Raw genomic sequence first — 13,171 nt, 5'->3', positions numbered from 1 at the left:
GGGGGTGGGTCCGACAGTGGCGAATCGGCCCGGGGGCGCCGCGGTTCCTACGATGGTGGTCATGACGTCGTCGAAGACCGCCCCCGCCACCGCCGGGCGGTTCGGAACCCGCAACATCGTCGCCCTGGTACTGCTCCTGGCGGCGGTGGCGGCCGCGGTGGTGATCCCACTGTCGGCCATGTCCGCCGAGGTGGCGCTCGAGCTGGTGGGCGTGCCCGATCCGGGTCCGCTCACCACGGCCGGCCTCCCGGCGCTCCGGTCGATCGCCGAGCTCCTCGCCGCCGTGGCCGTGGGGGCGGCGCTGTTCGCGGCGTTCTTCACCCCGCCGCAGAAGGACAAGACCCTCGACGTCGACGGCTACCGCATGCAGCAGATCTCGTCGTGGGCGAACATCGCCTGGGCGATCGCCGCGGCACTGCTCATCCCGCTGACCCTGTCGGACGTCTCCGGGCGCACTTTCCTCCAGTCGCTCCCGCCGGGCCAGTGGTTGGTCGCGATCAACCAGATCGACATCGCGTCCTCGTGGCGGTGGGCCGCGATCATCGCGCTGGTCGCCGGGATCGGGCAGCGACTCACGCTGAGCTGGCGCTGGTCGGTCATCTGGCTCGGCGTCACCGCCCTCTCGCTGCTTCCGGTGGCGGCCACGGGCCACGCGTCCGGCAGCACCGCGCACGACCTGGCCACCAACTCGCTGATGATCCACCTGTTCGGCGCCGCGTTCTACGTGGGTGGGCTCATCGCGCTGATCATCCACACGTGGCGCGGCGGCTCGCGCGTCGCCCTGGCCCTGCGCCGCTACTCGGTGGTGGCGACGGTCGCGATCGTCGCCCTCGGGTTCACGGGCGTGATCAACGCGCTCGTCCGCCTGCACCCGGGTGACCTTCTCACCTCCACCTACGGATTGCTGGTCGTGTCCAAGGCGTTGGCGCTGTGCCTGTTGGCGCTGTTCGGTCTGGCGATCCGCCGCCGGATCATCGTCAAGATCGAGTCGACGGGGGCCAATGCGCCGGTCGACCGGCCCACGCTGCTGCGGATCATCGTGGTGGAGGCCGTCGTCATGGCCGGCACGCTGGGTCTGTCGGTCTCGCTCGGCCGTACCCCGCCGCCGGCGCCGCTGTACGTGCCCACGAGGCAGGAGGCGCTACTGGGCTTCGAGCTGCCCGGGCCTTTCGCGTTCGGAACGGTCTTCGGCACCTGGCGCTTCGACCTGGTCCTGGGGCTGGCCGCGGTGATCCTGCTCGGCCTGTACCTCTGGGGCCTGGTGCGCCTGCGCCGCCGCGGGGACGCCTGGCCCCTGAGCCGCACCGCGTTCTGGGTGGCGGGCTGCGTGATCCTCTTCCTCACCACCAGTTCCGGCATGGGGATGTACATGATGGCCGACTTCGCCAGCCACATGGTGGGCCACATGCTCATCTCGATGCTGGTGCCGGTCCTCCTCGCGCTCGGCGGCCCGTTCACACTGGCCCTGCGCGCACTCCCGGCCGCCGGCCGCGGCAACCCGCCCGGGCCCCGCGAGTGGCTGGTCGAGTTCATCAACAACCCGCTCTCGCACTTCCTCACCCACCCGATCGTGGCGTCGGTGCAGTTCGTGGCCGGTTTCTACCTCATCTACTTCGGCGGGTTCTATCAGACGTTGGCCTCGGAGCACCTGGGCCACATGTTCATGAACGTGCACTTCCTCATCAGCGGCTACCTGTTCTACTGGGTGATCATCGGCGTGGACGCCGCGCCGCGGCACTTCTCGCCGATGTACAAGCTCATGGTCCTGCTGAGTTCGCTGCCCTTCCACGCGTTCTTCGGCATCCTGCTCATGAACACCAAGACCGTGCTGGCCGAGCCCTGGTATTCGGGCATCGGCCTGCCGTGGATCCCGGATCTGCTGCAGAGCCAGCAGGTCGGCGGTGGCGTCGCGTGGGCAGCGGGGGAGATCCCGCTGGTGATCGTCATGCTGGCCCTGGCGTGGCAGTGGTACCAGAGCGACATGCGCGAGGCGCGGCGCGGCGAGCGGCAGGCCGACCGCGACGACGATGCCGAGCTCAAGGCCTACAACGAGATGCTCCGGGAGATGTCCCGCGCCGACCGCCGGCCCTGAGACCGAACACCTCGTCGTCGTCACAGGCGCCGGTTCTCCACACCCCCCGCCCCCCTCCACAGGGCGGCCACCGCGGGCGGTGGGAACGAGGGGTGACGACGACGAGGTGAGGCACGCTGCAAGTCACGAGGCCGACGCACGGTCGGCCGAACGTGACAGGAGTGAGCCCATGAACGAGACCCACACGACCGTCCGCGGAACCGTGATCACCGACCCCACCACCCGGAGGGTGGGCGACGACCAGGTCTTCACCTTCCGGGTGGCCAGTAACAGCCGCTACCAGGACCGGCTCACCGGCGAGTGGAAGACCGGCGGCACGCTGTACTTCTCGGCCAACTGCTGGGGACGCCTCGGGCAACGGGCGTCCGGCGCGCTGTGCAAGGGCGACGGCGTGATCCTGCACGGCCGGCTGCTCACCAACGAGTACGAACGCGACGGTCGCATCATGCGCGACCTGGAGATGCGGGTCAGCGCCGTGGGGCCCGACCTGTCCCGCATGGACGTCACCGTGCGCCGCGCCAGGACGGACGCGCCGGCCGAGGGGGCCGGCGTCGACGGGGCGGGTGTCGACGGGGCGGGCGTCGACGAGGGCGGCCTGCGGGGAGCGGCCGAGGACTCCGACGCCATGGCGCTCGGGTCGCTGGACCCGGATGAGCCGGGGTCCGAGCAGAGCGAGGCGGACGAGTTCGTGGGGGCGGCCGGCGCCTGATGCTCCCGGGGGTGGGGCCGGCGTCCGCCGCGGACGCCGGGGCCGCGGGCGGACACGTAACATGGGGGTCGTGCCCGCGGCCGACCCGCGGCGAAGTGAACTGTCTGCGCAGGTGAGAGGGTAGAATGGCCGAGTTTATCTACACGATGAAGAAGGTACGCAAGGCGCACGGGGACAAGGTGATCCTCGACGACGTCACGATGTCCTTCTATCCCGGTGCGAAGATCGGCGTCGTGGGCCCCAACGGCGCCGGCAAGTCCTCCATCCTCAAGATCATGGCCGGGATCGACCAGCCCTCCAACGGCGAGGCGTTCCTCGATCCCGAGGCGACCGTCGGCATCCTGCTGCAGGAGCCGGAGCTCGACCAGTCCAAGACCGTCAAGGAGAACGTCGAGGACGGCCTCGGCGAGACGATGGTGCAGCTGCGTCGGTACAACGAGGTCGCCGAGGAGATGGCGACCGACTACACCGATGAGCTCATGGAGGAGATGGGTCGGCTGCAGGAGCAGCTCGACGCCGTGGACGCCTGGGACGTGGACTCCCAGATCGAGCAGGCCATGGACGCCCTGCGCTGCCCGCCGGGCGACTCGCCGGTGACCAACCTGTCCGGTGGCGAGGCGCGTCGGGTGGCGCTGTGCAAGCTGCTGCTGAGCAAGCCCGACCTGCTGCTGCTCGACGAGCCCACCAACCACCTGGACGCTGAGTCCGTCCTGTGGTTGGAGCAGCACCTGGCCGCCTACCCCGGCGCCGTCCTGGCCGTCACACACGACCGGTACTTCCTCGACCACGTCGCGCAGTGGATCTGTGAGGTCGACCGCGGTCAGCTGCACCCCTACGAGGGCAACTACTCCACCTACCTCGAGAAGAAGGCCGAGCGCCTCGAGGTCCAGGGCAAGAAGGACCAGAAGCTGCAGAAGCGGCTCAAGGCCGAGCTCGAGTGGGTGCGCTCCGGTGCCAAGGCGCGCCAGTCCAAGTCCAAGGCCCGTCTGGCCAAGTACGAGGAGATGGCCGCGGAGGCGGAGAAGCACCGCAAGCTCGACTTCGAGGAGATCCAGATCCCCACGCCGCCGCGGCTCGGCAACGTGGTGGTGGACGTCGACAAGCTCACCAAGGGCTTCGACGACCGCGTCCTCATCAAGGACCTGTCGTTCACGCTGCCACGCAACGGCATCGTCGGCGTGATCGGCCCCAACGGCGTCGGTAAGACGACGCTGTTCAAGACCATCGTGGGCCTGGAGGAGCCGGACTCCGGCACCGTCAAGGTGGGCGACACGGTGAAGCTGAGCTACGTCGACCAGAACCGCGCCAACATCGACCCGGAGAAATCGGTGTGGGAGGTCGTCTCCGAGGGCAACGACTACATCGAGGTCGGCCAGAACGAGATGCCCTCGCGTGCCTACGTCAGCGCCTTCGGCTTCAAGGGCCCGGACCAGCAGAAGAAGTCCGGCGTCCTGTCCGGTGGTGAGCGCAACCGCCTCAACCTGGCGCTGACGCTCAAGGTCGGCGGCAACCTGATCCTCCTCGATGAGCCCACCAACGACCTCGACACCGAGACGCTGGGCAGCCTGGAGAACGCACTCGAGGACTTCCCGGGCTGCGCCGTGGTCATCTCGCACGACCGCTGGTTCCTGGACCGCACCTGTACCCACATCCTCGCCTGGGAGGGCAACGTGGACGAGGGGCAGTGGTACTGGTTCGAGGGCAACTTCGAGGGCTACGAGAAGAACAAGGTCGAGCGTCTCGGCCCCGACGCGGCGCGCCCGCACCGGGTCACGCACCGCAAGCTCACCAGGGACTGACCGCAGATGGCCACGCCGACCACCCAGGGCTCGGACGCCCCGACCACCGGAACCTCACCCGGGGCCGCCACCGTGGCGGGGGCCGTGCACCGGGTCCGGATCCCGTTGCGCATCTCCGACTTCGTGGGCATGCACGTCAACAACGTGCGGTTCCAGGAGTTCTCGCAGGACGCCCGCCTGATGTGGTTCCGCGAGAAGTTCGGGGTGCCGGGCTCCCGGGTGCCGAGCGCGCTGGCGCGGTGGATGGAGATCGACTTCCGTCGCACCATCGCCATGGGCGTGCCCGAGGTGTGGGTGGACGTGCAGGTGGTGCGGGTGGGCCGCACCTCGTTCACGATGCGGACCTTGATCGGCTCCGAGTCGACCGGCTCCGAGCCCTGCGCGGTGGTCGACACCGTGATGGTGGTGACCGCGGCTGACGAGACCACGACACTGGAGATCACCCCCGAGGAGCGCGCGGCGCTGCTCGGGGACCGGGAGGAGGCGGGATGACCATGCGCGACGCCGTGGACGCCGGAACGTTCCGCTGCACCCTGCAGGTGCGGTGGGCGGATTTCGACCAGTACGGCCACGTCAACAACATCAAGTACCTCGAGTACGCGCAGGAGGCGCGGATCCTGTTCATCCGCAGCCGATTCGGGCCGTTCGGCCTGGGCAACCTGCCCCAGGTGGTGCGGCGCACCGAGATCGACCACCTGCGGCCCGTCCTGCGTGACTCCACCTCGGTGGACGTGGAGATCGACGTCGAACACGTCGGGACCACGTCGTACCAGATCCGCCAGACCATCCTGGACGCGGCGGGCGAGATCTGTTGCACGCTGCGGGTGGTCATGGTCGCCTACGACTCCTCCACCTCGACCGCGGTGGAGATTCCCTCCGGTGTCCGCAACGTGCTGGAGGCGGCCACACAGCCGGCGGCGATCACCGACCAGGGGCCCGCCACGTGACCGACCAGCTCGTCTACGAGACCGGCGGCCCCCTGGGCGTGTCCGGACAGCCGGGTCGCCGGGTGTTCACCTCGGCGATGCCGGTCCGGTGGTCGGACCAGGACCTCTACCATCACGTCAACCACGCCCGGATGATCACGCTCATCGAGGAGGCGCGGATCCCGTGGCTCTTCTCCGAGGGCATGCCCACCGCGACGCTCACCGCGGGAGCGGTGATGACCGACCTGTCGGTGAAGTACCGGGGCCAGGTCAAGCACGCCGACGGCCCCATCCGCGTGCGCATGTGGTGCGAGAAGGTCGGGGGAGCGATGTTCGTGGCCCGGCACGAGGTCCGCGGCCGCACCACCCCGGACTCGGCGTCGCCCGCGGTGGACTGCACGGCCACCATCGCCGCGTTCGACCTGGCAACCCAGCGCCCGCGTCGGTTCACCCGCGCCGAGCGCGACTATCTGCTGGAGTTCCGGCACGAGGACCCGGCGTGACGGCACCGGGTTCGGACGCCGGGATGATCCGGGTGCCCGACCCCGCCGACCGCGACGACCTGCGCACCCTCCTCCGCCGCATCCTCCGCCTCGATGAGGCCGCCGTGGTGCGGCTGACCTCCGGGGCCGGGGGCCGGATGCGCGTGTGGGCCCGCACTCCCTTCGGGGCACTGGTCGTCCGCGGACTCGGCGGCGACTGCCCCGGCGGCGACGTCGTTGCAGGTGCGGACCATCTGCTCACCGAACTCGACGTCCTGCCGCGCGGAGACATCGACGGTCGGATCGACCCCGGTATGCCACTGCTCTCGGCATGGCAGGGACTGCTGCCGCCCACCGACGGGTTCCAGCCCGTCGAGGACGTGCCGGCCCAGGTGCTGCTCGACCTCACCCGGTCGGGTCGGGAGGCCGCGCGGGAGAACGCCGGCCCCGCCGGCCTGCCGCCGTCGCTGCTCGACCAGGTGGCCCTGACCGTCCGTGCGGACACCGCCCACCCCGTCGGCGTGGACATGCGGACGGTGTTCTCCATGGTGATGTGCGGGTTCGTGCCGGAGAAGGCCGGTTCCGCCCCGGAGGGCGAGCCGGTCCGCGTGAGCGAACGCGGCGCCTGGCTCCGTCTGGACGCCCGGTACGGCACTGTGTTCAGGCGGACCGACTCACTCACCCTCGAACCACTGCGGTGACCGCTCCCGACTTCTCCATCTCCTGGCCCGGGCGGGGCCGCGCCGCGGCCCCGGGCGCCGACGGCCCGGTCCCGCGGATCGAGGCCCTCGTCACCGGCGACGCGGATCGCGCCGACGGGGCCGGGTTCGTCGCCGAGGGGGCCGTGCTGGTCGGTGACGGCGCGCGCATCGCCGAGGCCCACGACGCACTGGCCGCGCACGGCCTCGCGCCGTGCGGCGCCGCGCAGGTGGTCTACCTCGACCCGCCGTACAACCGTGGGGGCCGGTTCGACGCCTACCACGACAACATGCCGCGCCACGAGTGGCTCGACTACATCGAGGCGCGGCTCGTGGTGGCCCGCGACCTGCTCGCCGAGACGGGCACCGTGTGGGTACACCTCGACGACGCCGAGGCCCACCGGGTGCGTTGCCTGCTCGACGAGATCTTCGGCGCCGACGCGTTCATCGCGGACCTCACGGTGGAGAGCAACCCCAAGGGTCGGCAACTGGACCGCTTCTTCGCGGGCTCCCACGACCGGCTGATGGTGTACGCCCGTGACCCCGAGCAGGTACGGCTGGCGGGCGGGGTGGCCTCGGCGGTCGATCCGGCGGACTTCCCGCACCGGGGCATCGACGGGGTCAGCTACCGGCTCCTGCCGCTGCGCAACACCAACAAGCGTTTCAACCCGCGGACCACGCCCACCATGACGTACCCGCTCTACGGCGACCCGGGCACCGGCGAGGTGTCGGTGGAGCCGGGCGAGGGACTGGAAGAGGTCCTCCCGGTGTTCGGCGATCTCACCCCTGCGGTGTGGCGGTGGTCGCGAGAGCGGGCGCGGGAACGCGTCGGCGACCTGGTGTGCCGGACGGTGAAGGGCCGCTCGGGCCCCCGGGTGGACATCTACCAACGGGACCGGTTCGAGGCGGGTCGGATCAAGAAGCTCAAGACCATCTGGCTGTCCCAGGAGGTCGGCTCGACGGACACCGCGCGAGCCGAACTGAGGGCGGCCGGGGTCGACGGGTTCCGCACCCCCAAGCCTGAGGCGTTGATGCGGCGGGTCGTCGAACTGGCCACCGACCCCGGCGAACTGGTCGTGGACCTGTTCGCCGGGTCCGGGACCACGGCGGTCGCGGCTCGTGCGCTGGGCCGGCGCTGGGTGGTGGTCGAACGCAACCCCGAGACGGTCCGCGACGTGCTGGTGCCGAGGTTGCGAGTCGGCTCTGACGACGGTTAGCGGAGCATGAGCCCGCCGCCGTCGACCATCATCGTCTGGCCGGTCATGTACGACGCGTCGTCGCTGGCCAGGAAGACCGCGACCCGTCCGATGTCGGACTCGGGGTCCCCGAAACGGCGCATCGGGGTGCCGGACAGGAGCCGCTTCTCGATCCCCGGGTTCGCCTCGATGTAGGCCTCCACGCCCTCGGTGAGCGCGAGGGGGGAGATGACGTTGACGTTGATCCCGTCGCGCGCCCACTCGTTGGCGGCCACCCGGCTGATCGCGCGGATCGCCTCCTTCGCCGCGGCGTACGACGCCTGGGTGGGGCTGCCGTCGATGCCGGCGCCGGAGGCGAAGTTGATCACCGACCCGTCCCGCCTTGCCAGATGCGGGTGTGCGGCCTTCATCAGCCAGAATGTCGGGTAGAAGCCGGTGGAGAAGGACAGGTCCATCATGTCGCCGGTGGTCTCGAGCAGTGGCGCCTGTCGGGAGGCGTGGGCGTTGTTGACCAGGACGTCCAGGTGCCCGAACGCCTCCACGGCGGCCGCGACGATCGATGCGGCGTTGGCCTCGAACGAGATGTCCGAGTGGAGGTAGCGCACCTGCTCACCGAGCTCGGCGGCGAGCGCGTCCCCGGCGTCGTCATTGATGTCCACCACGAGGACGTTGGCGCCCTCCTTGACGAACGCACGGGTGATGCCGCGGCCGATCCCGCCGGCACCGCCGGTGACGATCGCGGTCTTGTCGGAAAGTCGCACGTCGAAGCCCTTCAGGAGTCCTGCAGCCACACGGCGGTGTCCGGTGGCAGATCCCTCCCGTCGAGTGGGCCGGAGGCGAGGAGGATCTCGCCGTCGGGCAGGGGCACCGTCCGAGGGGATGTATTGATCATGCACAGGATCCCGCCGCCTTCGCGCCGAAACGCCTGACACCCGTCAAGTTCACTTTCCCAGACGATCGCTTCCGTGTCCGCCGTCGGCCAGGATTGCCTGATCCCGATCGCCGTCCGGTACAGCGACAGCACGGAGTCGGGGTCCTCCCGCTGGGCGGCGACCGTGAGGTGTGACCATCCCTCGGGCATCGGCAACCAGGTGCCGTCGGCGGTCGAGAACCCGTACGGGGGCCGGTCGCCCTCCCACGGGATCGGCACGCGGCAGTGGTCACGGCCCATCTCAGCGTGGCCGGTCCGTTCCCAGGTGGGGTCGGTGAGTCGATGGTGGGGGATCGCAAAATCGCTGGGCAGGCCGAGCTCGGCACCGTTGTAGAGGAACGCGATCCCCGGCAGCGCCAGCGTCACCAGGAGCATGGCGCGGGCCCGGGCCGTACCGACGGCCCCGTTGCCGTAGCGGGTCACCTCGCGGACGACGTCGTGGTTCGACAGCGCCCATGTGGGTGCCGCCCGCGAGACCCGTGCGGCCTCGAGCGTGGAGTCGATCGCCTCGCGCAGGGCGCGCGCGTCGAACGGGGCGCCGGTGAGGGCGAAGTGGAACGCGAAGTGCAGCTCGTCGGGTCGGAGGTAGCGGGCGAACCGGTCGGTCGGTCCCACCCACACCTCGCCGAAGGTGGCGGCGCCCGGGTAGTCGTCGAGGACGCGGCGGATCCGTCGGTGGATGTCGTGGACGCCGGGTCGGTCCCAGCGCGCGTCGCGGGGGTCGACGACGAGCTGGGCGATCTCCACGTCGTCGGGTAGGTCCGCCAGGTCGTCGGGTTTGGCCAGCCCGTGGGCCACGTCGATCCGGAAGCCGTCGACCCCCAGGTCGAGCCAGAACCGCAGGGTCCGCTCGAGATCGTCGGCGACCTCGGGATTCGTCCAGTCCAGGTCCGGCTGTTCGGGGGCGAAGAGGTGGAGGTACCACTGGCCAGGCGTGCCGTCGGGCTCGGTGACGCGGGTCCAGGCGGGTCCGCCGAACACCGACGGCCAGTTGTTCGGCGGTTCGGAGCCGTCCTCGCCGCGGCCGTCCCGGAAGAGGTAGCGCGCGCGTTCCGGGCTGCCCGGTCCGGCGGCGACCGCGGCGGCGAACCAGGGGTGCTCGATGCTGGTGTGATTGGGCACCAGGTCCATGATGAGCACCTTGCGGGCGGCGTGGAGCCGCCCGAGGAGCTCACGCAGCGTGTCGACGCTGCCGAACAGCGGATCCACGTCCCGCGGGTCGGACACGTCGTATCCGTGGTCGGCGCCGGGGGAGCGCATGATCGGGGAGAACCACACCCCGTCGACGCCCAGATGGTCCAGGTGGTCGAGGCGGTCGATCACGCCCTGCAGGTCACCGACGCCGTCGCCGTCGGAGTCGGCGAACGACCGCGGGTAGATCTGGTAGAGGACCATGTCCTCCCACCGGCGCGTCGCGTGGGAGGGAGGCCTCACCCGATCTCCGCGGTGTTGACCATCATTGCCGCGGCGCGGGTGAGGTAGTCGACCAGCGCGGCCCGGTGTTCGTCGTCCAGCGTCTCGCGGTCGATCGTGTCCACGGCGGCCAGCATGTGGGTGAGCCAGGCGTCGTGGGCGGCGCGGTCGACGACGTACGGGTTGTGCCGCATCCGCAGCCTCGGGTGCCCGCGCTGCTCGGAGTAGGTGGTGGGCCCTCCCCAGTACTGCTCGAGGAACATCCGCAGGCGGTCCTCGGCCGGCCCCAGGTCCTCCTCGGGGTACATCGGGCGCAGCACGGGGTCGCCCGCCACCCGGCGGTAGAACTCGTGGACGATCTTCCGGAACGTCTCCGCTCCACCGATCTCGTCATAAAAGGTGCTGCTGCTCATGCCTCCCATCATGCCTGCCCAGGCGCTCGTGGGGCCCCTGGGCAGGTGGTGACGGGTGGGCGGTGGTGGCCGGACCCCCCAGGGGACGACGACGACGAGATCCCGCGACGGCGACCCGGATCCGCCCGCCCGCCGGGCCGAACCGGCGGGGTCGGCCACCTTCTGCTACGCGTTAGCCGCACGAAGTGTTCACCGAAGGTGCATCATCGTGGCAGGCGAGGTTCACGACGAGCCCGGACACGGCTGATGCACTGGGCTCGGGGCAGACGAGCGGAGACCGACCATGGGCACTGCAGTGCGCGAGAACACGGAGTACCGACAACGGGGTTCACGATCCCCCTCCCGGCTGGAACCGGTCCCGGACCGGCACGTCCCGCTCGCGTCCGCCCCGCGCGTCCTGCTGCTCAACGCCAGCTACGAGGCCCTGACGGCCCTGCCCGCCCGCCGCGCGGTGGTGATGTTGATCGGCGGTAAGGCCGACGTGGTCCATGACCACCCGGTCGAGCTCCTGGTCCGCTCGGTGGACACCGCGATCCGCGTGCCGTCGGTGATCCGGCTACGCGAATACGTCCGGATCCCGTACCGCTCGCAGGTCCCCATGACCCGCGCGGCGCTCATGCACCGCGACGGACACAGGTGCGGCTATTGCAGCGCCAAGGCCACCACCGTCGACCACGTCATCCCGCGCAGCCGCGGGGGAGCGCACGGGTGGGAGAACTGCGTGGCCTCCTGTGCGCCGTGCAACCACCGCAAGGCCGACAAGCTGCTCTCCGAGCTCGGCTGGGAGCTGCGGGTGCCCCTCGCCGCCCCGCGGGGCCGGACCTGGCGGTTGGTGTCCCAGTTGCGGGAGATCGGCCCGCACTGGGAGGACTACCTCTACCTCGACGCCGCCTGAGGCGATCGGGCCCCCGTCGCCGGGGTCAGCCGAGCGCGAGGCTGTAGACCCCGTCGGATCCGGTGTCGGCGAAATACAGGGTGCGCCCGTCCTCGGACACCGCCAGCCCGGTGACACCGGCCATGCCGGTCTCGAAGACCCGGCCGGGGGAGCCGTCCCAGGCGAACTCGAGGACCCGGCCGGTGGCGTTGTCGGCGACGAACCAGGAGTCGGCGCCGGCCGCCAGCCCCGACGGGCGCTCCGCGATGGCCGGGCCCGCGTCCTCGACGGCGGCGTCCCACACGTAGGAGTACTCGGCGAGGGTCTCGCGCGGCATGATCCAGCGGTCCCCGGCGGCGTCTATGGCGTCGCGGTTCCCGTGCTCGTCCACCCACGTCCGGACGGTCTCCGGGTCGTCGCCGTCGCCGGGGCCGCCGGGGAGGTGGCTCCAGTCGATCACGCCGGGGCCGTGCTCGCCGTGGCCGGCGGGGGAGCCGTTCCAGTTGGAGACCATGACCTCGGTGCGCCCGCTGTCCGGCTGGAACCTGCGGACCACGCCCGCGCCGGTGTCGGCGTAGTAGACCCAGCCGCCGTGGGCCATCATCCCGCTCGGGACGCCCTCGACGCGCTCGTAGGGCAGGTCGATGTAACGCCGGGTGGTGCCGTCCCCGTGGAAACCGTTGCCCTCCTGGTGGTCGCGGTTGAAGTCCACGCGGGCCACGTGCCCCGGCCCGCTGCACCCGCCCTCGGTGTCACCGACCCCGCAGCCGTCGAGGACGTAGTACGCGTTGACGGCGTCGTGCAGGATCCCGGTGCTCAGCGGGTTGCCGTGCAGCATGTCCAGGTGGCTGCCCTGACGGGGCCACACGCACCGCGAGATCGTGTCCGACCAGTACTCGGCCGGGCACTGGTGCTCGGGGATTTCGTCCGGCGGATCGTGACTCAACCCCGGCTGCGGCCAGTCGGCGAGATAGGGCTTGTTCTGGCCCGCCAGGGCGAAGGTCTCCGGGGAGAAGAGCGAGGGGCCCATGAAGTTGTTGTCGCGGAAATGCGTATCGCGCTCCGGGTTGAGCACGAACTCCATGTCGCGCACCTCGTTGTTGGAGTCGTTTGACACGGCGAAGAACGCCCCGTCCTCGTTGAAGGCGATCCCGGAGGGCCTGGCCGTGAAGTGCTCCCCGTACCCGTCCCGCAGCGTGCGCGCCGAGGAGGCGTCGGCCGGGTCGACCACGGTCAGAGAGTCGTCGGCGGCGTTGGTGATCCACAGTTCCGCGGTGCCGGGCCGCACGGCGATCGAACTCGGATCGGCGAGCAACTCGCCCACCAGCACCGGTTCGGGACCCGGAGCCCCGCGGTCCCCGGCGGCGTCGGCGGGCTCGGCGTCGGCGGAACACCCACTCACCAGGAGCACGAGGGCGGCGGCCGCGGCCATCACCGCGACGGGTCCCCGGCGGGAGCGCCCCTCAGGTCGGTTGTCGTTCACAGGCCATCCCGTCACTCACGGCCCGCACGACTGCGCCGACACTCAGACCGGGAATTCTTCCACGACGCCGATGTGAGTCCACTTATCGGGGCAGTTGGAGACGCTGTCGTGTCGGAGTGGGTGGAGTGTCGGTGTCGGCGTGTCTCGGCGGCGGC

13 protein-coding genes are annotated in these 13,171 nt (G+C 70.5%); 9 read left to right on the top strand and 4 right to left on the bottom strand.

Going from position 1 to position 13,171, the window contains the following annotated elements:
- Nucleotides 1-61 precede the first annotated feature (61 nt).
- From NR111_RS10295 to NR111_RS10260, 8 genes are all read left to right on the top strand, one after another.
- The gene (locus tag NR111_RS10295) at nucleotides 62-2,092 is read left to right on the top strand and encodes a cytochrome c oxidase assembly protein (RefSeq protein WP_256820724.1); all 2,031 of its coding nucleotides are present in this window, start codon (nucleotides 62-64) and stop codon (nucleotides 2,090-2,092) included.
- Between the two features lie 169 nt (nucleotides 2,093-2,261).
- On the top strand, nucleotides 2,262-2,801 hold the full coding sequence (locus NR111_RS10290) for a single-stranded DNA-binding protein (RefSeq protein WP_256820722.1): 540 nt from the start codon (nucleotides 2,262-2,264) through the stop codon (nucleotides 2,799-2,801).
- Between the two features lie 125 nt (nucleotides 2,802-2,926).
- Complete coding sequence (gene ettA, locus NR111_RS10285; RefSeq protein WP_067719805.1) at nucleotides 2,927-4,600, top strand: energy-dependent translational throttle protein EttA; 1,674 nt, start codon at nucleotides 2,927-2,929, stop codon at nucleotides 4,598-4,600.
- Nucleotides 4,601-4,606: 6 nt separating this feature from the next.
- Entirely contained in the window at nucleotides 4,607-5,092 is a 486-nt protein-coding gene (locus NR111_RS10280) for a thioesterase family protein (RefSeq protein ID WP_241261441.1), read from the top strand.
- Nucleotides 5,089-5,547 (top strand): thioesterase family protein, encoded by a 459-nt coding sequence (locus NR111_RS10275; RefSeq protein ID WP_067719802.1) that lies wholly within the window; start codon nucleotides 5,089-5,091, stop codon nucleotides 5,545-5,547. The genes NR111_RS10280 and NR111_RS10275 overlap by 4 nt, the downstream gene beginning before the upstream one ends.
- Nucleotides 5,544-6,029, top strand: coding sequence for a thioesterase family protein (locus tag NR111_RS10270; protein ID WP_154830477.1), 486 nt, complete (start codon nucleotides 5,544-5,546; stop codon nucleotides 6,027-6,029). The genes NR111_RS10275 and NR111_RS10270 overlap by 4 nt, the downstream gene beginning before the upstream one ends.
- A complete protein-coding gene (locus NR111_RS10265; protein WP_244294303.1) occupies nucleotides 6,026-6,709 on the top strand; it encodes a hypothetical protein in 684 nt (227 codons plus the stop codon). The genes NR111_RS10270 and NR111_RS10265 overlap by 4 nt, the downstream gene beginning before the upstream one ends.
- On the top strand, nucleotides 6,706-7,923 hold the full coding sequence (locus NR111_RS10260) for a site-specific DNA-methyltransferase (protein WP_154830476.1): 1,218 nt from the start codon (nucleotides 6,706-6,708) through the stop codon (nucleotides 7,921-7,923). The genes NR111_RS10265 and NR111_RS10260 overlap by 4 nt, the downstream gene beginning before the upstream one ends.
- Here the strand turns inward: NR111_RS10260 and NR111_RS10255 are convergent.
- The 3 genes from NR111_RS10255 to NR111_RS10245 are packed head-to-tail and all read right to left on the bottom strand — an operon-like array spanning nucleotide 7,920 to nucleotide 10,659.
- Nucleotides 7,920-8,663 carry an SDR family oxidoreductase gene (locus NR111_RS10255; RefSeq protein ID WP_256820747.1) on the bottom strand — a complete coding sequence of 248 codons (744 nt, stop codon included), beginning with the start codon at nucleotides 8,661-8,663 and terminating at the stop codon, nucleotides 7,920-7,922. The two genes, NR111_RS10260 and NR111_RS10255, sit on opposite strands and share 4 nt — an antisense overlap.
- A gap of 11 nt (nucleotides 8,664-8,674) precedes the next feature.
- Nucleotides 8,675-10,228, bottom strand: coding sequence for a glycoside hydrolase family 13 protein (locus tag NR111_RS10250; protein ID WP_256820746.1), 1,554 nt, complete (start codon nucleotides 10,226-10,228; stop codon nucleotides 8,675-8,677).
- A gap of 35 nt (nucleotides 10,229-10,263) precedes the next feature.
- Complete coding sequence (locus NR111_RS10245) at nucleotides 10,264-10,659, bottom strand: globin (protein ID WP_096905802.1); 396 nt, start codon at nucleotides 10,657-10,659, stop codon at nucleotides 10,264-10,266.
- Between the two features lie 283 nt (nucleotides 10,660-10,942).
- Here NR111_RS10245 and NR111_RS10240 point away from each other — a divergent pair, with 283 nt between their 5' ends.
- Complete coding sequence (locus NR111_RS10240) at nucleotides 10,943-11,554, top strand: HNH endonuclease (protein WP_120286337.1); 612 nt, start codon at nucleotides 10,943-10,945, stop codon at nucleotides 11,552-11,554.
- A 25-nt stretch (nucleotides 11,555-11,579) separates the two neighbouring features.
- Here NR111_RS10240 and NR111_RS10235 read toward each other — a convergent pair whose 3' ends face one another.
- Nucleotides 11,580-13,016 carry a hypothetical protein gene (locus NR111_RS10235; protein ID WP_256820721.1) on the bottom strand — a complete coding sequence of 479 codons (1,437 nt, stop codon included), beginning with the start codon at nucleotides 13,014-13,016 and terminating at the stop codon, nucleotides 11,580-11,582.
- Nucleotides 13,017-13,171 lie beyond the last annotated feature (155 nt).

Origin of the sequence: Dietzia sp. Die43, assembly GCF_024519835.1 — a bacterium.
Taxonomy (GTDB): Bacteria; Actinomycetota; Actinomycetes; order Mycobacteriales; family Mycobacteriaceae; genus Dietzia; species Dietzia kunjamensis.
This window is presented reverse-complemented; position numbering and strand designations above follow the sequence as displayed.